Raw genomic sequence first — 21,833 nt, 5'->3', positions numbered from 1 at the left:
CTGGCCTGCTCGCTATCACCGCGGTCGGGGAGGCAAATGTCCCCGTTCGGGGCCAAGATCCGCCCCAGGTCCGGCCAGAACCCTCCCCACCAGCAGCAACCTGGCACCCGAACTGGTGCAGACAGGTCACCAGGCCGTCGTGCTCAGCCGCGGTGAGTAGAGCGCCCGGACCGCCACCACTGACCAACCTGCTCTACGCACCCCAAGGCACGCTCACGCACGCCTGGCCAGGACTGGCCGGGCGAGGTTAGTGAGTGGTGGCGGTCCGGGCCGCGCGCTGCAACCCAGGCCTGGGGGCCGCTGCGGGCGATCCGGATCGCTATGCGGGCCGATCTGGCACTGCCGACCGATGGTGGATGAGAGAGCTCTCAGATTGGGCTAACGGGTCCCTCATAGTGGCCCGGCAGTGTTCTGGGTATGGCGGAAGACAGCGGGTTCCTCACTGGGGCTGCGGCCGGCGAGTTGCTGGCCACCGCCGTCGAAGGTGCGGGCGGACGGCTGGTGAGCTGGCGGCCGGAGCAGGTCGATCATCGGGCCGGCGGTACGACGGTTGCTTATCGCGTCGAGCTGGTGCAGGGGGCTGCTACTCGGACTGAGGTGTTGTGCGCGACTGCTGGTGGCGCGCTGCCCGATGGCGTCACCGTCATCGGGGCTGATGAGCTGGAGGTCGGGGTCTGGGCGGCTGTTGCCGACCCGCTGCTTCCGGGGATGCGGACCGCGATGAATCCCGCGGCCGTGTCGGCGCTCTTTGAGAGTTGTGGCCTTGGTGGTGGGGAGGTCAGGCTTGAGTTGTTGTCCTATCGACCCTTGCGGCGAGCGGTCGTCGAGGCGACTGGGGCGCTGGGACGCCTTTATTTGAAGGTAGTTCCGTCGGCCAAGGTCGAGGCGCTGCACGATCGGCACCGACTGCTGAGACGCGCCGGAGTACCGGCTCCTCGCAGTCTGGGTTGGAGCGACGACGGGCTGCTGGTGCTGGAGGGCTTGCCCGGTCGGAGTCTGAGGTCCGTACTGCGCTCAGGCGGGCCACGTCCGGATCCGTCGGAGCTGCTCGCGCTTCTCGACAGTTTGCCGGCCGAGCTCCTCGATGCTCCCAGGCGGTCGTCCTGGCTGGGGCGGACCGAGTACTACGCACGTGCGGTCGGCGCCGTCGTACCGGAGTTGGCTGGAGCTGCCACCGAGCTTGCCGGCACCATCGTCGCCGAAAGCCATGCCGGGGCCGTCGTACCGGTGCATAGCGACTCCTATGAGGCGCAGGTCTTTGTGGACGCGCAGGGCTCGGTGAGCGGGCTGCTGGATATCGACACGGCCGGGCCGGGTGATCGCGTCGATGATCTCGCTTGTCTGGTTGGGCATCTGAGTGTGCTTGCGGAGGTGCTGCCGCGTCATGCCGCCGCTATCGGCGCCTATGCCACCCACTGTCTGTCCACCTTCGACCGTCACGTCGACCCACGCCAGCTGAGGCTGCGGGTCGCGTCGGTCGTCCTCTCACTCGCCACCGGACCGCACCGCGTGCAGGAAGCCGGCTGGCAGCAAGCAACCCGGGCACGACTCGTCCTGGCCGAACGCTGGGCCGAAGCCGCAGGCCGGGTCAACCGGAGCCACGAGCTCCATGATGAAAGGAATCACCATGTCAGCAACGCGTAAGTGGGCCGTAGTCGGATCTGTTGCCGCCATCTCCACGATTGGCCTGGGCACCGCAGCGTACGCCGCGCCGAACCTCAACGACCCGCAGCCGGCGAACCCGACGGCCACTGCCCCCGGTACGACGAATGCTGCGCCGGTCGCAGCCTCTGCCGACACCCCTGGCGAGGTAGCCAGCACCAACACCCCAGGCGAACCGGCCTCAGCCAACACACCCGGCGACACCACGTCGGCCAACACCCCTGCGGGGGCAGCCTCCGCTAACACTCCCGGCGACACCGCTTCGGCAAACACCCCGGGCGACGAGTCGGCCGACACCCCTAGCTGATCTCGCTGTCCCTACCGACAGGACATAGTCCGCCGGCCGACCGCTCTCCACGCTCAGAGGGGCAGCGGCCAGGCGCAATACGGAGACTATGTCCTGTCGGTCGGGACGGTTCTACCTCATGAGCGGGTGTGGAGGCGGCGGGCTGCTTCGGCTATTGAGCCGGAGACTGAGGGGTAGACAGTGAATGACTGGGCTACCTGGTCGACCGTCAGGCGGGCGCCTACGGCTAGGGAGATCGGGTGGATCAGCTCGCTGGCCCGGGGTGCGACCACTACGCCGCCGACGATGATGCCGGTGTTGGGGAGGCAGAAGAGTTTTACGAAGCCGTCTCGGACGCCCTGCATCTTGGCTCGGGCGTTGTCGGCGAGCGGCACCTTGACGACCATCGCCGTACTGCCGCCGGCATCCAGCGCCGCCTGCGTCAGGCCGACCGTGGCGATCTCGGGCGCGGTAAAGACGTTCGACGACACGGTCGACTGGTTCAGCGGCGCCACCGCGTCGCCGAGTGCGTGCGACATAGCGATCCGCCCCTGCATGGCTGCCACCGAGGCGAGCATCAGTACGCCGGTGCAGTCACCCGCGGCGTACACGCCCCGCGCGGTCGTCCGCGACACCTTGTCGACCGTGACGAAGCCGCCGTCGCCCAGCGACACGCCCGACTCGACGAGTCCCATGTCTTCGGTGTTCGGCAGCGATCCGACCGCCAGCAGCGCGTGCGAGCCCTCGACCTTGCGGCCGTCGGTCAGCGTCACCACGACACCGTCGCCCTGCCGCTTCACCGACTCGGCGCGGGACTTGCTCAGGACCGTCATGCCGCGCCGCTTGAACACGTCCTCCAGTACTGCGGCCGCGTCCTGGTCTTCACCCGGCAGCACTCGGTCCCGCGAGGAGACCAGCACCACGTCGCTGCCCAGCGCGTCGTACGCGCTCGCGAACTCCGCGCCGGTGACACCGGACCCGACGACGATCAGCCGCTCGGGCAGTTCGTCGAGCTCATAGACCTGCTCCCAGGTCAGGATCCGCTCACCGTCGGGCTCGGAGCCCTTGAGGATGCGCGGCCTTGCTCCAGTGGCGATCAGCACCACCTCGGCGTCCAGCCGCTCGTCGCCGACAACCACGGTCTCGGGACCGTCCATCCGGCCGCGCCCGTCGATCACCCGGATCTTGTCGGCGGCCAGCCGCCGGCTGATCCCCTCCGACTGGGCCGCCGCCAGCGCCTTGACGCGTTTGTTGATGACGGAGAGATCGACACGCACGGAGTTCGCCGGATCGTCGTCGCCGTCCTCCACCCGGACGCCGAGCTGACCGGCCTCTTCGACCTCGGTCATCACCTCCGCCGTGGCGATCAGCGTCTTACTCGGGACGCAGTCCGTGAGCACGCACGAACCGCCGATCCCGTCGGAGTCGACGACTGTCACCTCCGCCCCTAGTTGGGCGGCCGCACTCGCCGCTTCGTACCCGCCTGGACCGCCACCGATGATCACAACTCGCGCCACGAGAGGCCATTGTTCCGTATCCTGTGATCTCGTGACCCTGTACGCCGCGTTTGCGTCGAATCTGGACCCGAACTTGATGGCCGAGCGGTGCCCGTACTCCCCCCTGCGCGGGACCGGGTGGATCGTCGGCTGGCGCCTCACCTTCGGGGGCGAGGAACTCGGCTGGGAGGGCTCGATGGCGACCGTCGTCGAGGACCCCAGCGACCCGACGAACCAGGTTTTCGTCGCCCTGTACGACGTCAGCCCGAAGGACGTCGAGCGCCTGGACGAGTGGGAGTGGATCGACCAGGGCGTCTACCGCAAGATCCAGGTCCGGGTGCAGACCCTGGACGGCGAGCAGCTGGCCTGGATGTACGTGCTGAACGCCTACGAGGGCGGCCTGCCCTCCGCGCGCTACCTGGGCATCCTCGCCGAGGCGGCCGAGGCGGCAGGCGCGCCGGACGACTACGTAGCGGATCTCCGCGCCCGTCCCTGCCAGAGCTCGGGTCACTGACGCCAGGTCCTCGCAGTACCGGGCGGTCTCGTACTGGGCGGTATCGTGCGGTGGTGACCGTCGATGATGCTGTTCGTGCCGCCGCCGAAGCCTGGCTGAGCGAGGACCCCGACCCCGACACGCGTGCCGAGCTCCGGCAATTGCTGGACGCGGGCGACGCGGCCGAACTGGCCGACCGCTTCGCCGGCACCCTCGAATTCGGTACTGCGGGCCTGCGCGGCGCCGTCGGTGCCGGGTCGAACCGGATGAACCGGGTCGTCGTGATCCGAGCCGCCGCCGGGTTGGCGGCGTACCTGAAGGCCAACGGGCTCACCGACGGCCCGGTGCTGATCGGGTACGACGCCCGGCACAAGTCGGACGTGTTCGCGGAGGACACCGCCGCGGTGATCCGGGGCGCCGGGCTGGACGCGGTACTGCTGGATCGGCCGACGCCGACGCCGGTGGTGGCGTTCGGGATCCGGCATTTGAAGGCGGTCGCCGGGATTGTCGTGACGGCCTCGCACAATCCGCCGCAGGACAACGGGTACAAGGTCTATCTCGGGGACGGCTCGCAGATCGTGCCGCCGGCGGACAGCGAGATCGCGACGGCCATCGATGCCGTCGGGTCGCTCGACTCCGTGCCGCGCGGGGACGACTGGCAGACGGCTGGGGATGACCTCCTGGACGCTTATCTCGACCGGATCGCCACGCTGGTCCCGGCGGATGCTCCGCGGGAGCTCAAGGTTGCGTACACGCCTCTGCACGGTGTTGGGCGGCTCTTGGTCGAGGCGGCCGTTGAGCGGGCTGGGTTCGCAGTACCGGCTGTGGTTGCGTCGCAGGCGGATCCGGATCCGGACTTCCCGACGGTGTCGTTCCCGAATCCGGAGGAGCCGGGGGCGATCGACGCGGCGCTGGAGCTGGCTCGGGCCGAGGGGGCGGACATCGCCGTCGCCAACGACCCGGATGCTGATCGGTGTGCGGTCGCAGTACCGGATGCCGCTGCTGATGGTGGCTGGCGGATGTTGCGTGGGGACGAGTTGGGGGCGCTGCTCGGCGAGTTCCTGCTGTCGCGGCCGGCGGGAGTGGCGGCTTGCTCGATCGTGTCGTCGTCGTTGCTGGGGAAGATCGCGACGGCGTACGGGGTCGAGTACGTCGACACGCTCACCGGGTTCAAGTGGATCGGGCGGGTGCCGGGGCTGGTCTTCGGGTACGAGGAGGCGCTCGGGTACTGCGTGGATCCGGAGGCGGTGAAGGACAAGGACGGGATCTCGACGCTGGTACGGGTGCTGCAGCTCGCGGCGCAGGCGAAGGCCGAGGGGCGGACGTTGCTGGATCTGCTGGACGATCTGGCGAAGAAGTACGGGCTGCACGCTACCGATCAGCTGGCTGTGCGGGTCGACGACCTGAGCCTGATCGCGGCGGCGATGGACCGGCTGCGGGCGACGCCGCCGACGTCGCTCGGCGGGCATGCTGTCGAGCGCGTGGAAGACCTGAGCGAAGGCTCGGCCACCCTGCCACCCACCGACGGCCTCCGCTACACCCTCTCCGAAGGCGCCCGGGTGGTAGTCCGCCCCTCCGGCACCGAGCCCAAACTGAAGTGCTACCTCGAGGTCGTCATCCCGGTCGAAGGCGAAGACGTAGCAGTAGCCCGCACCCAAGCATCCACAGAACTAACCGCAATAAAACAAGACCTGTCCACCGCGGTAGGCATCTAGCCAGCAACGACTGAGGGCCCCAGCGAAGGGGCCCTCAGTCGTTGGAGTACAGGTTTGTCAGCTGATGGCGGGTCAGCTGAGCCCCATGATCATTCGCCCCCTTTTCACCCTCGATTCCCATCAACGGTCACCGACCTGCTGACGTGGAGGGTGAAAAGGGGGCGAATGATCAGGTGAGTGCTTCGGCCTGTTCGGCTCGCAGGGAGCTTTGCAGGGAGGAGTGCAGGATCTTCAGGGTGCTGGTGGACTGCATCAGCGCCTCGCGCTCGTCCGGGTTGCGGTTGGCGAGCGTGGTGATCTCGTGGATGCTCGCCTCGATCCGGGCGATCCGGTCGGCGACGGTGCCCTCGAGGCTGCTGGCCCGGCGGACCGCATCGGAGGTGACGGTCCAGACGTCTTCCTTGTCGTTGGTCCGCCGTGACAGGTCGACCATCTGGCCGAGCGCGGCCAGGTCGCTGTCGATCTGCGCGCGCTCCACCGGCGTGGTGATGCCGGCCGTCCCCTGCCGCAGCCGGGTGACGTGTCCGGACAGCTCCGACCAGCTGCACTTGCCGCTCTTGATCTTGTCCAGCACCTTGGTGTACTCGGTGTTGAACTCGTCGTAGTTCACGATCCTTGACTCCTGCCGTTCGTGGGTCGACCAAGACTGTAAGGCGTGCGGACCCGAACACGGTAACCACACGATCGCAGATCGTGAACGTGTCGGCCAAATTGCAACATTCGACCGGATCAACCAAAAGCCGCCTGGAACGAGAACGCGTTCCAGGCGGCTTGGTTACTCCGGATCACCCGGAGATTGTCTCAAGTCAGGTCAGGAGACCCGGCTCGAGGCCGAGTTGAAGGTGTTGCAGCGACCTGCGTAGGTCGACGAGCTGGCCGCGTAGAAGCCGGCGTGGGACCACCAGCCGTGGTTCGCGAACGAGCCGTGATCACGCGGGTAGCCCTTGATGTCACCGGAGTGCTCGACCAGGTACTTCCACTGGCTGTAGAGACCGGCGGACATCGGGTAGTAGCGCTTGTTCGCGCCGATGTAGGCAGAGCCGAGGCAGGACGCCTGCAGCTCACGGCGACGGCTCTCCTCCAGCTTCGCGGCGCTGGTGGTGAACGCGTACTGGCGGGACCAGGACGCGGACAGGATGCCGGTCATGTACTGCACGTGGTGGCCGTACTCGTGCGCCATCGTGTTGGTCGCGTACGCCCGGGCGTAGGTGGGGCTGTTCTTCCACATGTTGGCGATGTAGCCCCACGGGATGTAGATCTCGGCCTTGGTGCCGTGACCGCAGTAGTACGACGTCGGGGAGCTGATGACGCCGCAGACCGTGTTGGCCTTGCTGCCGTACAGGACCATGGTCGGCTTGACCCGGTAGTTGGCACCGGACGCCTTCAGGATCGGCGCCCAGGCCGCCCACATGCAGTTCAGCAACTGCTGGTCGTAGGCCTTGACTCCAGCGGCGGTGCGCAGGGAGACGTTGACCTCCTTGCACTTCGACGCGGGGATCGCACCGGTCTTGTACAACCTGTTGTACCGGACGATGTTGGTGTTGCTCGCCAGGGTGGTGGCCTGCTCGCCCTGGATCGTTGCCTTGGGCTGGGCAGTCTTGCCCAGCTCGGCGGCAGGCTGCGGCGGCACGCCACCGGAGGCCTGGGCGGCCTGGGCATGCAGTGCCAGAGACAGGCCGGCGACGGCCGCGAGGCCGGCCAGAGTACGCAGCTTCTTACTGGAGAGGTTGACCATTTGCTCCACTCTCGGTGATTCGGGGACCTTGCGGTGCTCATCCTGGGTGACCAAGAGGTTCATCCAGGGGTGAACACGGGATTCGGACGCGGCCGAGGACAGTGAAGTTCCCCTCAGTCGGCGATTTTCGCCCCGAGGAAGGCGAATTGGTCGCCGAGCATGCGCCGCCAGTAACCACCCGTGTGCGCTCCGGCTTGAAGCCCGCCGTCCGCGGTCAGCTCGTCACGCAGCTCCCGGACCGCTCCCGCGAACGGATCGTCCCGGCCACAATCGATGCGCAAGGCAACATCTTTGAAGTCACCGGCGCGACCGAATACCCGATGCCGCTGAAAGTCGTCGGGCCCGTCGTAGGCACCGGCCGCCGCTTGCGACGCCTTGCGCCACAGCGCAGGACTCATCGCCCCGGCCGCCGCGACCCGGGTCGCACCCAGGTCGGCAGCCAGCAGGAGAGCTCCGTAGCCGCCCATCGACCAGCCCAGTACGCCGAACCGCTCGGTGCGCAGGCCGCGTTTCTTCAGCAGTGGAAGGAATTCCGCCGTCAGCATCCGCTGAGGGTCGTCACCGGACGCACGCCGGTGCCAGTAGTTGTCGGTTCCCCCGTCGACGGCAGCGAGCGCGAAGGGAGGAGTACCGGCTTGTACTGCGGCTGTCAGGTAGCGGTCGGCGCCCAGGTCGCCGATAGCCGATGTGTGGTCGCCACCACGCCCGTGCAGCATCAGTACGACCGGCAGTGGCGCGTCGGGCCGCTGGCCGTGCGGGTAGATCACAGTCCACCCGACCTTGGTCCGCCGTGCTGCTGACTCGAAGCTGCCGGACTCCACTGGACCAGGCTCGACGTCAGGCGCGACACCGTCTTCACCCGTCAGACCCAGTACGTCGTGCAGGCGTGTGCGGCCCGGTACTACGCGTGTCTCCACCAGCCCAACACCCGCTCCCGCTAAGCCGGCGGCGGCTCCCGTGAGCAGGAAGGCACGGCGGGACAGGAGACGCGTCATGACTGCATCATGGTCGCGTCAGGGGTGCATCAGCGCAGAAGCTGAGCCACCAGGGCGACGACGGCGAGCACTGCCGCGATGGCCAGTTCGGGGCGGGCCCAGGTGGTGACGATCTGGGCGTCGGCCGAGTCCGATCCGCCGTACAGGTTGAGGTGGTGGTCGATCCGATCGACGACGAAATCGGCCCGGGAGACCGAGCTCTCGGCCTTGAGCTTGCGGCCGCCGACCCGCTGCTTGCGCATGTCCCGCATCACCAGCTGGACCCCGGGGCAGCGCAGCCGCCGGTCCTCGGTGTGGATGCGGAGGATGTCGGTCATGTCCACGTCGGTGATCAGGTTCCACGGGACGACGTGGTCACGGATGTGGTTACGGATCAGCAGGCTCTGCGGGCGGAGCGTCACCGACGGGCGGAACAGGCCGACGTACGTGCCGAGCATCAGCAGGCCGATCAGGCAGGCGGCCAGGAGACCCCCCATCGTGCGCCACTCCACCACGATGTCGATCAGGCCGAGCGCGCCGATCACCATCACCACCACGGCGGTGATCCGGTTCGGCGCGGACAGGTACTGCTCGTTCTCGCTGGGCTTCGCATTCACCCGGACAAGGTAGCCGCAGGACGCTGCGATCCCTAGATTTGCCTATTGGATCGACCGGACCTGTTGCCTACCTGGTACCTGTGTACAACCGGAAACAGGCGGCCCGAAACCCGATTAGACTGGGCCGGGTGACCACTACCGACACTGGCGTCGACAGTCTCGCCGACGTGACCTCGTCCGAGGATCGGCTGCGCCGGTTCCTGCTGGGCCTGCCCGGCGTCGACCAGGTCGGCGCCGAAGCCCGGGCCGCCGCCCTGAGCACCCGGTCGATCAAGACCACGGCCAAGGCGTACGCGCTCGATCTGGCCATCCAGATGATCGACCTGACGACGCTGGAGGGCTCGGACACCCCGGGCAAGGTGCGCGCTCTGTGCGCGAAGGCCAAGCGCCCGGATCCGGCCGATCCGACCGCTCCCCAGGTAGCGGCGGTCTGTGTGTATCCCGACCTGGTGGCCACGGCGAAGTTCGAGCTGCGGGGCACCGGGATCAACGTGGCCAGCGTCGCGACCGCCTTCCCCAGTGGACGTTCCAGCCTCGCGATCAAGCAGCAAGACACCCGGGACGCCGTCGCGGCCGGGGCCGACGAGGTCGACATGGTGATCGACCGGGGCGCGTTCCTCTCCGGTCGGTACGGTCTGGTCTTCGACGAGATCGCGGCGATCCGCGAGGCCGCCGGTGACACGCACCTGAAGGTCATCCTGGAGACCGGCGAGCTGGTCACCTACGACAACGTCCGGCGCGCGTCCTGGCTGGCGATGCTGGCCGGCGCGGACTTCATCAAGACTTCAACCGGCAAGGTGTCGCCCGCGGCGACGCTGCCGGTCACGCTGGTGATGCTGGAGGCGGTCCGCGACTACCACGAGGCCACCGGGCTGCACATCGGCGTCAAGCCGGCCGGTGGGATCCGGACCGCGAAGGACGCGATCAAGTACCTGGTCACCGTCAACGAGACGGCTGGACCGGACTGGCTGGACCCTGAGCTGTTCCGCTTCGGGGCGTCCAGTCTGCTGAACGACCTGCTGATGCAACGCACCAAGCTGGCCACCGGGCACTACCCCGGCCCCGACTACTTCACGCTGGACTGAGGGCTGTAGAGACAAATGGGCAGATTCGAGTACGCACCCGCGCCGGAGTCGCGCGCGATCGTCGATATCAAGTCGTCGTACGGGTTGTTCATCAACGGCGCCTTCACCGAGGCGACGGACGGCAAGCCGTTCAAGACCGTGAGTCCGGCGTCCGAGGAGGTGCTGGCCGAGGTCAGCGAGGCGGGTCCGGCCGACGTGGATCGCGCCGTCAAGGCTGCTCGCAAGGCTTACGAGAAGGTCTGGGGGCCGATGGCCGGCCGGGACAGGGCGAAGTACCTGTACCGGATCGCCAGGCTGATCCAGGAGCGGTCGCGCGAGCTGGCCGTGCTGGAGTCGCTGGACAACGGCAAGCCGATCCGCGAGTCGCGTGACGTCGACCTGCCGCTGGTCGCCGCGCACTTCTTCTACTACGCGGGCTGGGCGGACAAGCTCGAGTACGCCGGTGCCGGCGTCGACCCGAAGCCGTTGGGTGTCGCGGCGCAGGTGATCCCGTGGAACTTCCCGCTGATGATGCTCGCGTGGAAGATCGCGCCGGCGCTCGCGGCGGGCAACACCGTCGTGCTGAAGCCGGCTGAGACGACGCCGTTGACCGCGTTGGCTTTCGCGGAGATCTGCCAGCAGGCCGATCTGCCGCCGGGCGTGGTCAACATCATCACCGGCGCGGGGCGGACCGGACAGGCGCTGGTCGAGCACGAAGGCGTCGACAAGGTCGCGTTCACCGGCTCCACCGCGGTCGGGCGTGCGATCGCCAAGTCGATCGCCGGGACCGACAAGAAGGTGACGCTCGAGCTCGGCGGCAAGGCGGCCAACATCGTCTTCGAGGACGCGCCGATCGACCAGACCATCGAAGGCATCGTCAATGGCATCTTCTTCAACCAGGGCCACGTCTGCTGCGCCGGTTCGCGGCTGCTGGTCCAGGAGAGCGTGTACGACGAGGTGCTGGCACGGCTGAAGCGCCGGATGGGCAGCCTGCGTGTGGGCGACCCGCTGGACAAGAACACCGACATCGGCGCGATCAACTCGGCCGAGCAGCTGGCGCGGATTCGCGAGCTGTCCCAGGTCGGCGAGGACGAAGGCTCCGAGCGCTGGTCGCCCGAGTGCGAGCTGCCGACCCAGGGCTACTGGTTCCCGCCGACCGTCTTCACCGGCGTCTCCCAGGCGCACCGGATCGCCCGCGAGGAGATCTTCGGGCCGGTGCTGTCCGTGCTCACCTTCCGGACCCCGGCCGAGGCGGTCGAGAAGGCGAACAACACGCCGTTCGGGCTGTCCGCCGGCGTGTGGACCGAGAAGGGTTCGCGCATCCTCTGGATGGCCAGCCAGCTCCGCGCCGGCGTCGTCTGGGCCAACACGTTCAACCGCTTCGACCCGACCTCGCCGTTCGGCGGCTACAAGGAGTCGGGTTACGGTCGCGAGGGCGGCCGCCATGGTCTGGAGGCCTACCTTGCCCACTGACAGCACTCGCCTCGACGTGCGCAAGACCTACAAGCTGTACATCGGCGGCGCCTTTCCTCGCAGCGAGTCCGGCCGGTCGTACGTGGTGTCCAATGCCAAGGGCAAGTTCCTGGCGAACGCCTCGCAGGCATCGCGCAAAGACGCCCGCGACGCCGTTGTCGCCGCGCGCAAGGCTTTCGGCGGCTGGTCCGGGCGGACGGCGTACAACCGTGGCCAGGTGCTGTACCGGATCGCCGAGGTGATGGAGGGGCGGCACGAGCAGTTCAGCTCCGAGGTCGCCGCGTCCGAGGGCCTGTCGATCAGCAAGGCACGTGCGGTTGTCGACGCCTCGATCGACCGCTGGGTCTGGTACGCCGGCTGGGCCGACAAGCTGGCCCAGGTGGTCGGCTCGAGCAACCCGGTGGCCGGCCCGTACTTCGACTTCTCCTTGCCTGAGGCAACTGGTGTGGTCGCGGTCCTGGCGCCGCAGGACTCCAGCCTGCTCGGCCTGACCAGCGTGATCGCCCCGGCCATCGTCTCGGGCAACACGGTCGTCGCGGTCACGTCGTTCGAGCGCCCGTTGCCCGCGGTCACCCTGGGCGAGGTGATGGCGACGTCCGACGTACCGGGTGGAGTGGTCAACATCCTCACCGGCTCGGCGTCGGAGATCGGCCCCTGGCTGGCCTCCCACCTGGACGTCAACGCCATCGATCTGGCCGGCATCCTCGACCCCGAGGAAGCGACCGCCCTGGAAGTGGCTTCCGCCGACAACCTCAAGCGGGTCCGCCGCCCTGCCCAGGAAGACTGGACCGAACACCCCGGCCTCTCCCGCCTCACGCAGTACCTCGAACTGAAAACCGTCTGGCACCCGATCGGCCTGTAACAACCCACCCGAGCGGCAACAACACCCGCCACCGGCAACAGCACGGGGGCCGTAGCAGCACGCGCCACCAGCATCAGCACGTAGCCGTAACAGCACGCGCGCCAGCAGAACGCCGCAACAGCCCGCGCAGGCCTGTTGCGGCACACGCGTGCTGAGCGGGCTTGCCGACCACCTACTCCTGGCCCCTGACGTAACCCCCATCCGCCCCCGACGCGCTCTGCCCCGACCTCCCGCGCCCGCGGCCCACCTGCGGCCGCGCTCTCGTACGTCGCGAAGTGGCTCGTCGCCGACGCGTTCGCGGATGAAGCAGACGCTGGGCGGGTGGGCAGGCCGTAGCTCGGGTTGGGGAGGTTTCTTGCCGAACCTGAGGTGGATTTTCCACCCGGACAGGGACAAAAACCTCCTCTACCCCCTTCGCTCCCTGTACTACCGGAGTCGGCTAGCCGACTGCTGTGCGACTAGCCACCTACAGCAGGCCATCGCCTCCACAACCGGCCATCGACCAACCCGGCACACCTCAACCCGCCGCTCAGGGCCCCCGTCCAGCACCCCACCCCGCGTTACCAGGAACCCCGGCCGCCGCTGTGAACCCTCACCCCACTTTCTGCCCGACGTGAGCGAACTTGTCCGCAGCGGAACGCTCACGTCGAGCACAAAGATGCGGGGACGGGCTGCTGGTGGAAATCTCGTTCGGCTGGGTGGGGGTGGTGGTTTAGGTTGTGCTCATGTTGTTTGCTGCTAAGCCGATTCTCGGCGATCGGGTTGCCGTGGTTTCGCCGTCGGGTGGGTTGCCGGAGGTGTTTCCGGGGCCGTACGAGCTTGGGCTGGAGCGGATTCGCGAGTTCGGGCTGGAGCCGGTTGAGTATCCGGCGACTCGCAAGCTCCACTCCACCCCGGAGGAGCGTGCGGCCGACCTGCATGCCGCCTGGTCCGATCCAACCATCCGCGCCGTCATCGCCACGATCGGCGGGGACGATCAGCTCACCGTGCTGAAGCACCTCGACCCGGCGGTCTTCCGTGCGGACCCGAAGCCGTTCTTCGGCTACAGCGACAACACCAACCTGCTCAACTTCCTTTATTCGCTGGGACTTCCGGCCTTCCACGGCGGCAGCGTGATGGTTCAGTTCGGCCGCGGTGGCGCGATGCACCCCGACACCGAACGGTCCCTGCGCGCTGCCCTGTTCACCTCGGGCGACTTCGAACTGACCGCTGCATCCGGCTGGACCGACCAAGACCGCGACTGGGCCGACCCGGCGTCCCTCGCGTCCGAGCCAGCACTCTTCCCAGCCACCGAGTGGACCTGGCACGGCCCGCAGACGCCGGTCAGCGGCCGCCTTTGGGGTGGCTGTCTGGAGATCCTCGACTGGCAGCTCGCCGCCAACCGCTGGATGCTGCCCAACGACCAGTACTCCGGCGTGCTGTTCCTCGAGACCTCCGAGGAGCTCCCGCCCGCCGACCAGGTCTACCGAATGCTCCGCAACTTCGGCGAACGCGGACTCCTAGCCCGTTTCGACGCCGTCCTCTGGGGTCGGCCGAAGTCCTGGTCCCTCGACCACCACTCGTCTCCCGAGGAATCAGCCGCCTACGTCGAGGCGCAGTACGCCGCCGCCCGCCGCGCGCTGGCGGAGTACAACCCGACGGCTGTTCTGGTCACCGGCCTCGACCTCGGGCACACGGATCCCCAGTTGATCCTCCCGTACGGAGGCATCGCGACCATCACCCCCGCGACGCACAGCATCTCGGTCATCTACTGACCCGACCTGCCCCGCGCCCCAACCCCCGCCCCGCAGTACGCCGCTCCCGCCGTCTTTGAGCACCCGTCAGGCGCCCGCTAGGCGAAGAGGTGACTGGCCGGTGCCCAAGGTTGTGGCCTGGCTCGACTTTGAGCACCCGCCGGGCGCCCCTGAGTCGAAGAGGTCGCTGGTCGGTGCCCAAAGTGGTGGCTCTTGGGCGGGGGGGACGCGAACGGGGGGCACGCGGGTGGGAAGCACGCGAGTTGGGGCACGCGAGCTATGGGCGGGCTGAGCTGTGGCTAACGGATCTGGGTTTTGGTGAGCGCCGGGTTGGGGCTCGGGTAGCAGGCAACCGGGGACTTGATGGTCACAAACTTCCATTTGATCGTGGCCCGGAGGTTCAGGCCGGGGTTGTCGAAGCTGGTGCCCAGGAGTTTCGTCTCCACCACGCGACCTCGGGCGCCGGCCTTCAACCGCACCGACAAGGACGGCAACTGGTATGCCGATCCGCCGGGAATCGGGCCGCCGACGCGGATGGTCAGGACGCCGCCTGAGCGTTCGAGGGTTGGCGTGGAGCCGAGGCCTGAGCCGCCAGTGAGGCGGGCGCTGACGAAGGACGTGTTGGCCGGGACCGGGATCCGCAGCGACAGTTCGCGGACCTCCTTGAGCTTGAACCCCTTCACCTCGCCCGGCAGGGAGCCCGGCTTGAGATCGACGGCGACCGTGAACCGCGCCCCGGACCGCACCGTCGCGGGAGCCTTCGCGTCCACCCCCTGCCGCAGCGAGAAGGTGTGCCGGCCGAACTTCGTGTCAGCCAGGCACGCATAGCTGGCGGTCGGCGCGGCAGCGGCTTCACGCGCGCCGGGCGCCGCGACCGTAGTACCGGCTGCGGTTGCTGGTACCGCGAGGGTGAGGGCGACGCCGAGGATTGATGACTTGCGCAACCACATCTTGATGCAGTGAGTAGTCATGTGGCTACCGTACGGAGTCAAACGCTCTTTTGACTGCCCTCGTCTCGCCTGCTGATCAGCGGCCGAACAGGTACCAGCCTCCGGCGCCCGCGAGCACGAAGAGCACGGGGAGCGAGCCGAGCAACCACGCCCGGCGGCTCCGGCGGGTCCGCGCCACCTGTGCGACCGTCGTACGGACCTGGTCGATATCGCTGAGTGTCGTGCGCTGGCCGGCGAGCACCGGCGCCTCCTGCTCCAGGCGGTACGCCTCTGCTTCCAGCCTCTCGGCCAGGGTGTCGGCGCGGTTCCAGCGGTCGCCGACGCGGTAGGCGAGCGTCCGGGCCAGGATCTCGTCGATCTCGCCGACCGAGTTATGCAGCAGCGGCTGCAGGCTCGGCGGGTCACTGTCGGGGTCACGCGCGAGTACGTCGGTGATGGACGACGCCACGAACGGCGGCCGCCCGGTCATCAGGGCATACGTCACCGCACCGACCGCATACACGTCAGCCCGCTCGTCGAAGCCACCATCGCCCCGCCCTTGCTCGGGAGCCATGTACGACGGGGTACCCACCGCCTGCGTCAGCCCTGACGCCTCAGCAGCCCGCTTCGCCAGACCGAGGTCGGCCAGCACGATCCGATGCGTGCCACCGCCTGACTCCAACCCCTGCGAGGGGCGGAGCAGCAGGTTCGCGGGGGTGATGTCCCGGTGCACGACGCCCTCTTCGTGGAGTGCCGCGACGGCCCGGGCCAGGTCCGCACCCCACCAGAGCGCGTCGGTGGGCTCGAGCGGCCCTTGCGACATCACTTCGGCCAGCGAGCCGCCGGGCACGAAGTCCATCACGAAGTACGGGCGTCCGTCGGGCAGTTGGCCAAGGTCGAACACCCGCACCACCCGGTCGCTGGCGATCCGGCGCATCAGCCGGGCCTCGGACAGGAAGCGCTCGCGAACGTCGGCACGGGACGCCCAGTTGTCGGCGAGCACCTTCACGGCGACATCCACGTCGAGGTCGTCGTCGTACCCTCGCCAGACCGTCGCGAAAGCGCCTGCGCCGATCTTCGACTGCAGCCGGTACCTCCCGATGACATCCATCCCGGCTATTGTCGAGCACTGCAGGGATCAAGGCGAACACCGACGCCGTGGCGAGTGCCGTCGTGGCGAGCTGGGGGACCATGAACGAGGAACTGGAAGAGCTCGCGGCACGCGCGGCCGCCGGTGACGAGGGCGTCATTCCCGAGTTGCTGCAGGCGATCCGCCCGCAGGTGCTGCGCCGGGTGTCGAAGTTCCTGCCGTTCCGCGAGGATGCCGAAGAGGCCGCGCAGGACACGCTGATGACGGTCGCGACCAAGATCCACACCTTCAAGGGCACCGGCAGCTTCGCCGGCTGGCTGACCGTGGTCGCGACGAACTGCGCACGGCAGACGTATCGCTCGCTCAAGCGCCGGTCCGTCGAGCAGTCGGCCGAAGTACTGCCCGAGTCGATCGACCCGCGGACCACGTCGGTGATCGCCGGGTCGCGTCTCGATCTCCTGGAGGCGCTCGAATCCCTCGAGGCGAACCATCCGCAGCTGGTTCAACCGCTTGTACTGCGGGATCTGGGCGCGATGACCTACGCCGAGATCGCCGACGAGTTGCGCGTGCCGCTCGGCACCGTGAAGGCCCGCATCCACCAGGCCCGCAAGGAAGTAGCCGAGCGCCTCACGGTCCGCTGAGCCACCCCGGACGGCGTTCGCCCGGGGTGGCCTCTGAGCTAGCGGAGGCGGCCGTGGCGCTGGGCTCCTGGGTCGATGGTTTTGGTCTGTGCGGCGGCCGGGTTGGCGGCGACGCCCATCCACTTCTGCAGGATCTGGGTCGCCTCGGTCCGCAACGCCAGCGGCAGTGCGCCGATGCTGGAGCCGTGGTTGCCGTTCGGCACCGTGTACCAGTGCGAGTCCCGCGTCCCCGCTCCGGGCTCGAACTTCTCCGCACTCCACGGATCGTTCTCGCCGTACACGAACAGCATCCGCTGGCCGGACTTCTTCAGCCAAAGATCAACGTCCGCCATGGCGAACGGCTCATGCTTGGGCTCGATCGAGTCCGGTACCGCGGCCGGCGCGTCGCCCGCCTCGCGATAGCGCAGCAACCCCTTGAGCCAGCTCGTCTTGCTCGCCACATCCGGCCAGTTCAGCTGCTGGGTCGCCTGGAAGTAGTACGGCAGGTACGGCGCGGTGCCTTCATCGGAGTAGAACGCCCAGCCCGAGATCTGGTCGATGAAGTCGAACAACTGCTGATCCGTCGCCGTCGCGGTCCCCGGCACCAGCGGGCAGCTCGCCTGCGTGCTGTACTGCCAGTAGGCGAACGGCGTGTCCAGTACGGCCGCCTCGAGCGCCCGGTCGGCCGAGCCGAAGGTGCTCTCGTAGGTCAGCCCGTTCTGCGCCGCGTACTCCTTCAGCTTCGCCAGCATCGCGGGCCTGCGCAGCAACGTGTTCCGCTGCATGTTGCGCAAGGCGAGGTTGCAAGCCTCGTCGGTGCCTGCCTCCTGGACGAACTTGACGTACACGTCCTGCCGGTTGACGACATCCTGCGGTGCCACGTAGGCGACCGTGGCGTCCACGTCGTTCGGGTAGAACCTGCGGTGGTAGACCGAGGTCATACCGCCCTTGCTGGCTCCGGTCGACACCCACTTGCCGGAGTACAAGGCCTTCTTGAAGGCCTGGACGATCCGGTGGTGGTCGCTCGCCGCCTGCCAGATGTTGAGCTTGGACCAGTCCTTGCTGGCCGGCGTGGAGGTGTTGAAGAAGCGCTGCTCGACGTTCAGCTGGTTGCCGTCGACGAGTCGCGTCGGCTCCGAGGTGAACGCGCCGCCGACACCGCCGTACCCGGTCGTGTGCAGCACGGTCGGGCGGTCGAAGCCGCGGTGCCACAGCGTGACCCGCTGCTCGAGCTTCTCCCCGAGCGGCGCCTTGTGATCAGCCGGCTGGGTGTAGCGCAGGACGAAGAACGGCTTGCCCTGGACCGTGCTGCTGCTCTCGATCCGCAAACCTGGGATCGTTTGCAGCTTGGCGGTGACCTCAGCCACCGGATCAGCGGCCTGTACTGCGGGCGCTGCCGCCGCCGTGGTGAGCGCAGTACCGGCGACCAAAGCCACGGCCAGAGCAACAACGGACAGTGCAACTTGAGGGCGTCTGAAACTGCGCATCGGGCGGACTCCTGACGATGGGGGCGTCATTCCCGATGAGGGTATGCGGCCCCACCGACATTCGCGACCCCTTGACAGGTAGCGTGCGATGCATGTGCAGAGCGGTGAAGTGCCGTACGTGTGGGAAGACCACTTGGGCCGGCTGTGGGCAGCATGTCGCGCAGGTCAAGCAGGGCGTGCCGGCGCAGGAGTGGTGCGCCGGTCACCCGAAGGAGCAGACCCCGGGCCTGTTCGCCCGCTTCTTCCGCCGCTGATCCCAGCGGTCCCAGCCCGCTCGGCCGCTAGCCGAAAGTACGGCGTACGGCGAGTGCCCGGCGTAGATCGTCGGTCAGGTCGGCGCTGCTCCGGCGGATGCTCGGAGCCACGCTCTCGTCCGCGATCAGCGCCTCCGCACGCTCGACCGCCGCCGGGTCCACGGCGTACTTCGGGAAGATCCGGAGCACCGTCATCGCGAGTGCCATCCCCGACCGGATCTCACCGGTCCGCGGAATATCGGCGAAGAAGCGCTCGACGTACTGCGCGGTCAGCTCGGGCCGAGCCGGATCCCAGAACCCCTCGCAAGTCGCGAACAACTCGGTCACGCCGACCGTGGCATCCGTCATGATCCGCTCCCAGGCCGCCTCCTTGCCGTCCGCCGTGGCAGCCAAGCACCGTGCCGCGTGCGTGATGCCTTCCGTCGACTGGTCCTTGGCGAGCTCGGCGTCCACCTCCGGCTTGCCGTAGGCGCCCAGCCGCACCAGGCGCAGTACGAGAGACCACCGGAGGTCGGTGTCCACCTGCAGCCCGTCGGGTACGTCGCTGCCGTCCAGCCAGCTCTGCAGCAGCTTGGCGTCGTCGGTAGTGGCGATGACGCCTCGGGTGATCGCCAACTGGAGGCTGCTGCCGGGCGGAGTCTCCGCAAGCCGAGTGGTGAGCGCTGCGGCTGCCTGGGAGCGGTACGGCTCGTCCGGCAGGTAGGCACCGAGCAGGCGCTCCTCCAGCCAGCGCAGCAGGGAGCCGACTGCGATGTCGCTGTCCTCGTGCTGGATAGCTTCGAGCAGGATCTCCAGCGCCTGCCGCGGGTCGAGCTCGGCGTCGGCGACAGCGTCCCGGATGCTGTTCCAGATCACCGCGCGCGTAGTGCTGTCAGCGAGCCTCGGCAGTACTGCGGGGAGGTTGGCCAGACTGGTCGCGTCCAGGCGGATCTTGGCCCAGGTGTCGTCGGCCGCGTCCGGCACGATCACGGCGGCTTGCGGGTCGAGGTCCACCTCGACGAAATCTCGATCCAGCAGCACCTGGACGGAGGTGGCGCGGGCGTTCTCGTCGTACCCGGCGACTGTCAGTTGGTGCGGCCGGTCAGCCGGGTGGTCCTGCGGCGTCTTGCGGTGCAGCCTGATCCCGGTCTCGGTGCGCTCGGCGCTGATCGTGTCCAGGCCCGCCGTCCGCAACCACTGCTCGGACCAGTTCGGCAGCGCCTCGGCGCCGGCCTCGGTGAGCTTGCCGATGAACTCGTGCAGATCCGCGTTGCCGAACTCGTGCGCGTCGATGTGCGCGTCGACACCCTTGAGGAACACCTCGTCCCCGAGGTACGCCGCGAGCTGCTTGAGCACCGCGGCGCCTTTGGCATAAGAGATTCCGTCGAAGTCGTCGAGCGACGCCCGGGCGTCGTGGATCGCGTCGGCCGCGACCGGGTGCGTCGTCCCGCGCTGGTCGGCCTGCATCCCCCACCACTTGCGCACGAACGCGAAGTCGGTCCAGTGCCCGAGATGCTCGGTCGCGTCATGCGAGACGCGATGCGCCATGTACTCCGCGAAGGACTCGTTCAGCCACAGGTCGTTCCACCACTTCATCGTGACGGTGTCGCCGAACCACATGTGCGCCATCTCGTGCACGACCACCCGGGCCCTGGTACTGCGCTCGGCGTCGGTGACCGCCGACCGGAAGATGAAGTTGTCCGCGAACGTGACGCAGCCCGGGTTCTCCATCGCGCCGAGGTTGAAGTCCGGCACGAAGACCTGGTGGTACTCACCGAAGGGATAGCGGTAGCCGAACAGCCGGTGGTACTCGTCGAAGGCCTGCGCGGTGACCTTGAACAGATCCTCGGCATCCTTGTCCAGGTGCTCCTTCAGGCTCTGCCGGCAAGCGAGTCCGAGCGGGATGCCGTCGTGCTCCGAACGGATCAGGTGATAGGGTCCGGCCACCAGCGTCACGAAGTACGTGGACAGCGGTTTGGTCTCTTTGAGCTCCCACTCACCTGGAGCTGTCTTGGTCGCGGCGCCGTTGCCCAGCACGATCCACTCGTCGGAGCATTTCACCGTCATCGTGTACGGCGCTTTGAGGTCGGGCTGGTCGAAACAGGCGAAGTACCGGGGTGCCGACTCCAGCGAGGACATCCCGTAGAGGTAGACCCGTCCGTCGCCGGCATCGACCGTCCGTTGCAGGCCTTCACCGTCGGCCGAGTACTTCATCCGTGCCTCGACGACCAGCTCGTTCTCCGCTTGCAGCCCGTCCAGCCAGAGCCGCCCGTCATCCAGCCCCGCGACGTCGACGCTGCGGCCGTTGAGGGATACCGCTGTGAGCTCGTCGGGCTTGACGTCCACAAACGTCCGCTCCGCCGACGCCGCGAACGCGATCCTGCTCACTGCCCCGAAGACCTTCTCCCCCAACGTCAGATCGAAGGCGATCTCGTAGGAGCGGACATCGAGAGCTGCGGCCCTGGTACGGGCTTCTTCCACAGTGAGAGCAGGCATGCCCCCGACGCTACCTAACCCGGCGGCAGCCCGCGCCGCTCCCGCTCGTGCCGCAGATACAGCCCGGTCGCAGTCGACACACTGGTCATCAGCCAAACAGCAACCCCAGCGTCGTCCGCCACCCCGATGATCGGCAACAACTCCGGCACGATGTCGATAGGCGAGATCAGGTAGACCAACGCCAAGGCCCACAAGGCTTTCCGGCTCCCCGGCAACCCCGCATACCCCTCAGCCTTCGCCGCCCGCAACAACCGCGGCAACGCCCTCGCCCGCTCAAACACATCCCCCACCGGCACAGGCTCCCCCCGAGCCACCTTCCGCTTCCACCGAGCCCGCCGCACCAGCCCGATCCCCACCACCCCGGCCCCCAACAAGAGGAACCCGACCCCAATCCCGGCGGCCGGAATCCCCACCACATCAGCATCCCGAAACACCAGGGTCGCCACCCCGATCAACCCCAGCAGCCCACCAAAGAACACCATCCACCAACAGTAGAGCCCCACGCCTGCGCCACGTTCGCTCCTTCGTCGCTCACACGGCGCTAGCTCCCACCCACCCAGTCCTCCGCTCCTCCGTCGCGCGAAGCGCTCCGGTTGTGGCCACCACGGCGCCCGCTCGTTTCCGGCGCCCCTACCGGCGTGGCTGGTTGTCGCCGTCGCGCCGGCGACGGTCGCGGGCTCGACCGGCCAGTACGACGATTGTCGAGTAGATGAGCCAGACCGTGCACAGGATGAGTCCGATCACGACGCCGTTCCAGAAAGCATCGGCCGGTCCTTGGCCACCTGTGATCCAGGCAGCCAAGGTCCAGATCGAACCCGTCACCGCAGCGACGACGGCCTCCAGAAGGACAGCACGTGTTGGGAGACTT

The 21,833-nt window shown here is 67.9% G+C and carries 21 protein-coding genes; 10 read left to right on the top strand and 11 right to left on the bottom strand.

From position 1 onward, the window contains the following. The first annotated feature begins 417 nt into the window (after positions 1–417). Both A3ES_RS0137525 and A3ES_RS0137520 read left to right on the top strand, forming a co-directional pair. Complete coding sequence (locus A3ES_RS0137525) at positions 418–1,644, top strand: phosphotransferase (protein ID WP_020391988.1); 1,227 nt, start codon at positions 418–420, stop codon at positions 1,642–1,644. Next, positions 1,628–1,969, top strand: coding sequence for a hypothetical protein (locus A3ES_RS0137520; RefSeq protein WP_020391987.1), 342 nt, complete (start codon positions 1,628–1,630; stop codon positions 1,967–1,969). The genes A3ES_RS0137525 and A3ES_RS0137520 overlap by 17 nt, the downstream gene beginning before the upstream one ends. Before the next feature lie 116 nt (positions 1,970–2,085). Here the strand turns inward: A3ES_RS0137520 and A3ES_RS0137515 are convergent, their stop codons facing one another. Then, on the bottom strand, positions 2,086–3,465 hold the full coding sequence (locus tag A3ES_RS0137515; protein WP_026163569.1) for an NAD(P)H-quinone dehydrogenase: 1,380 nt from the start codon (positions 3,463–3,465) through the stop codon (positions 2,086–2,088). A 31-nt stretch (positions 3,466–3,496) separates the two neighbouring features. On the opposite strand from A3ES_RS0137515, the gene A3ES_RS0137510 reads away from it, so the two are divergent. Both A3ES_RS0137510 and A3ES_RS0137505 read left to right on the top strand, forming a co-directional pair. After that, complete coding sequence (locus tag A3ES_RS0137510; RefSeq protein ID WP_020391985.1) at positions 3,497–3,958, top strand: gamma-glutamylcyclotransferase family protein; 462 nt, start codon at positions 3,497–3,499, stop codon at positions 3,956–3,958. Between the two features lie 50 nt (positions 3,959–4,008). After that, positions 4,009–5,652: a phospho-sugar mutase gene (locus tag A3ES_RS0137505; RefSeq protein WP_020391984.1), complete on the top strand. Its 1,644-nt coding sequence runs from the start codon at positions 4,009–4,011 to the stop codon at positions 5,650–5,652. A gap of 169 nt (positions 5,653–5,821) precedes the next feature. Here the strand turns inward: A3ES_RS0137505 and A3ES_RS0137500 are convergent, their stop codons facing one another. The 4 genes from A3ES_RS0137500 to A3ES_RS0137485 all read right to left on the bottom strand — a co-directional run bounded on the left by A3ES_RS0137500 (position 5,822) and on the right by A3ES_RS0137485 (position 8,978). After that, positions 5,822–6,262, bottom strand: coding sequence for a hypothetical protein (locus A3ES_RS0137500; RefSeq protein WP_020391983.1), 441 nt, complete (start codon positions 6,260–6,262; stop codon positions 5,822–5,824). Positions 6,263–6,463: 201 nt separating this feature from the next. Then, positions 6,464–7,387: a neutral zinc metallopeptidase gene (locus tag A3ES_RS0137495; protein ID WP_020391982.1), complete on the bottom strand. Its 924-nt coding sequence runs from the start codon at positions 7,385–7,387 to the stop codon at positions 6,464–6,466. Between the two features lie 113 nt (positions 7,388–7,500). Next, positions 7,501–8,382: an alpha/beta hydrolase gene (locus A3ES_RS0137490; protein WP_020391981.1), complete on the bottom strand. Its 882-nt coding sequence runs from the start codon at positions 8,380–8,382 to the stop codon at positions 7,501–7,503. Between the two features lie 29 nt (positions 8,383–8,411). Then, positions 8,412–8,978, bottom strand: a complete 567-nt coding sequence (locus A3ES_RS0137485; RefSeq protein ID WP_020391980.1) for a PH domain-containing protein — start codon at positions 8,976–8,978, stop codon at positions 8,412–8,414. A gap of 128 nt (positions 8,979–9,106) precedes the next feature. Between A3ES_RS0137485 and deoC the strand changes: the two genes are divergently transcribed. The 4 genes from deoC (at position 9,107) to A3ES_RS0137465 (ending at position 14,131) form a co-directional block, all read left to right on the top strand. Beyond that, the gene (gene deoC / locus A3ES_RS0137480) at positions 9,107–10,063 is read left to right on the top strand and encodes a deoxyribose-phosphate aldolase (RefSeq protein WP_020391979.1); all 957 of its coding nucleotides are present in this window, start codon (positions 9,107–9,109) and stop codon (positions 10,061–10,063) included. A gap of 15 nt (positions 10,064–10,078) precedes the next feature. After that, positions 10,079–11,515 (top strand): aldehyde dehydrogenase family protein, encoded by a 1,437-nt coding sequence (locus A3ES_RS0137475; protein WP_020391978.1) that lies wholly within the window; start codon positions 10,079–10,081, stop codon positions 11,513–11,515. After that, positions 11,505–12,377 (top strand): aldehyde dehydrogenase family protein, encoded by an 873-nt coding sequence (locus tag A3ES_RS0137470; protein ID WP_020391977.1) that lies wholly within the window; start codon positions 11,505–11,507, stop codon positions 12,375–12,377. The genes A3ES_RS0137475 and A3ES_RS0137470 overlap by 11 nt, the downstream gene beginning before the upstream one ends. A gap of 725 nt (positions 12,378–13,102) precedes the next feature. Further along, positions 13,103–14,131: a S66 family peptidase gene (locus A3ES_RS0137465; protein ID WP_020391976.1), complete on the top strand. Its 1,029-nt coding sequence runs from the start codon at positions 13,103–13,105 to the stop codon at positions 14,129–14,131. Between the two features lie 278 nt (positions 14,132–14,409). On the opposite strand, the gene A3ES_RS0137460 is transcribed toward A3ES_RS0137465, so the two are convergent. Then, a complete protein-coding gene (locus tag A3ES_RS0137460) occupies positions 14,410–15,081 on the bottom strand; it encodes a hypothetical protein (protein WP_020391975.1) in 672 nt (223 codons plus the stop codon). A 55-nt stretch (positions 15,082–15,136) separates the two neighbouring features. Next, positions 15,137–16,150: a serine/threonine-protein kinase gene (locus tag A3ES_RS51900; RefSeq protein WP_020391974.1), complete on the bottom strand. Its 1,014-nt coding sequence runs from the start codon at positions 16,148–16,150 to the stop codon at positions 15,137–15,139. A gap of 80 nt (positions 16,151–16,230) precedes the next feature. On the opposite strand from A3ES_RS51900, the gene A3ES_RS0137450 reads away from it, so the two are divergent. Then, positions 16,231–16,770 carry an RNA polymerase sigma factor gene (locus A3ES_RS0137450; protein ID WP_202806677.1) on the top strand — a complete coding sequence of 180 codons (540 nt, stop codon included), beginning with the start codon at positions 16,231–16,233 and terminating at the stop codon, positions 16,768–16,770. Between the two features lie 38 nt (positions 16,771–16,808). On the opposite strand, the gene A3ES_RS0137445 is transcribed toward A3ES_RS0137450, so the two are convergent. Next, positions 16,809–18,236 carry a S28 family serine protease gene (locus A3ES_RS0137445; RefSeq protein ID WP_020391972.1) on the bottom strand — a complete coding sequence of 476 codons (1,428 nt, stop codon included), beginning with the start codon at positions 18,234–18,236 and terminating at the stop codon, positions 16,809–16,811. A gap of 92 nt (positions 18,237–18,328) precedes the next feature. On the opposite strand from A3ES_RS0137445, the gene A3ES_RS55270 reads away from it, so the two are divergent. Continuing rightward, a complete protein-coding gene (locus A3ES_RS55270) occupies positions 18,329–18,490 on the top strand; it encodes a hypothetical protein (RefSeq protein ID WP_085955602.1) in 162 nt (53 codons plus the stop codon). A 27-nt stretch (positions 18,491–18,517) separates the two neighbouring features. Here A3ES_RS55270 and pepN read toward each other — a convergent pair whose 3' ends face one another. The 3 genes from pepN to A3ES_RS54590 all read right to left on the bottom strand — a co-directional run bounded on the left by pepN (position 18,518) and on the right by A3ES_RS54590 (position 21,787). Next, a complete protein-coding gene (pepN, locus tag A3ES_RS0137440; RefSeq protein WP_020391971.1) occupies positions 18,518–20,965 on the bottom strand; it encodes an aminopeptidase N in 2,448 nt (815 codons plus the stop codon). Between the two features lie 14 nt (positions 20,966–20,979). Next, positions 20,980–21,447, bottom strand: coding sequence for a YkvA family protein (locus A3ES_RS56850; RefSeq protein WP_040456456.1), 468 nt, complete (start codon positions 21,445–21,447; stop codon positions 20,980–20,982). Positions 21,448–21,595: 148 nt separating this feature from the next. Then, the gene (locus tag A3ES_RS54590) at positions 21,596–21,787 is read right to left on the bottom strand and encodes a hypothetical protein (protein WP_157630958.1); all 192 of its coding nucleotides are present in this window, start codon (positions 21,785–21,787) and stop codon (positions 21,596–21,598) included. Between the last annotated feature and the right edge of the window lie 46 nt (positions 21,788–21,833).

Origin of the sequence: Kribbella catacumbae DSM 19601 (assembly GCF_000372465.1) — a bacterium.
Taxonomy (GTDB): Bacteria; Actinomycetota; Actinomycetes; order Propionibacteriales; family Kribbellaceae; genus Kribbella; species Kribbella catacumbae.
This window is presented reverse-complemented; position numbering and strand designations above follow the sequence as displayed.

What these genes read in the sequence shown, in the direction of transcription:
- A3ES_RS0137525 (WP_020391988.1), top strand. Translation starts at nt 418, where the DNA reads ATGGCGGAAGACAGCGGGTTCCTCACTGGGGCTGCGGCCGGCGAGTTG.
- A3ES_RS0137520 (WP_020391987.1), top strand. Translation starts at nt 1,628, where the DNA reads ATGTCAGCAACGCGTAAGTGGGCCGTAGTCGGATCTGTTGCCGCCATC.
- A3ES_RS0137495 (WP_020391982.1), bottom strand. Translation starts at nt 7,387, where the DNA reads ATGGTCAACCTCTCCAGTAAGAAGCTGCGTACTCTGGCCGGCCTCGCG.
- A3ES_RS0137490 (WP_020391981.1), bottom strand. Translation starts at nt 8,382, where the DNA reads ATGACGCGTCTCCTGTCCCGCCGTGCCTTCCTGCTCACGGGAGCCGCC.
- A3ES_RS0137475 (WP_020391978.1), top strand. Translation starts at nt 10,079, where the DNA reads ATGGGCAGATTCGAGTACGCACCCGCGCCGGAGTCGCGCGCGATCGTC.
- A3ES_RS0137465 (WP_020391976.1), top strand. Translation starts at nt 13,103, where the DNA reads ATGTTGTTTGCTGCTAAGCCGATTCTCGGCGATCGGGTTGCCGTGGTT.
- A3ES_RS0137460 (WP_020391975.1), bottom strand. Translation starts at nt 15,081, where the DNA reads ATGACTACTCACTGCATCAAGATGTGGTTGCGCAAGTCATCAATCCTC.
- A3ES_RS51900 (WP_020391974.1), bottom strand. Translation starts at nt 16,150, where the DNA reads ATGGATGTCATCGGGAGGTACCGGCTGCAGTCGAAGATCGGCGCAGGC.
- A3ES_RS0137450 (WP_202806677.1), top strand. Translation starts at nt 16,231, where the DNA reads ATGAACGAGGAACTGGAAGAGCTCGCGGCACGCGCGGCCGCCGGTGAC.
- A3ES_RS0137445 (WP_020391972.1), bottom strand. Translation starts at nt 18,236, where the DNA reads ATGCGCAGTTTCAGACGCCCTCAAGTTGCACTGTCCGTTGTTGCTCTG.
- A3ES_RS55270 (WP_085955602.1), top strand. Translation starts at nt 18,329, where the DNA reads ATGTGCAGAGCGGTGAAGTGCCGTACGTGTGGGAAGACCACTTGGGCC.
- pepN (WP_020391971.1), bottom strand. Translation starts at nt 20,965, where the DNA reads ATGCCTGCTCTCACTGTGGAAGAAGCCCGTACCAGGGCCGCAGCTCTC.
- A3ES_RS56850 (WP_040456456.1), bottom strand. Translation starts at nt 21,447, where the DNA reads ATGGTGTTCTTTGGTGGGCTGCTGGGGTTGATCGGGGTGGCGACCCTG.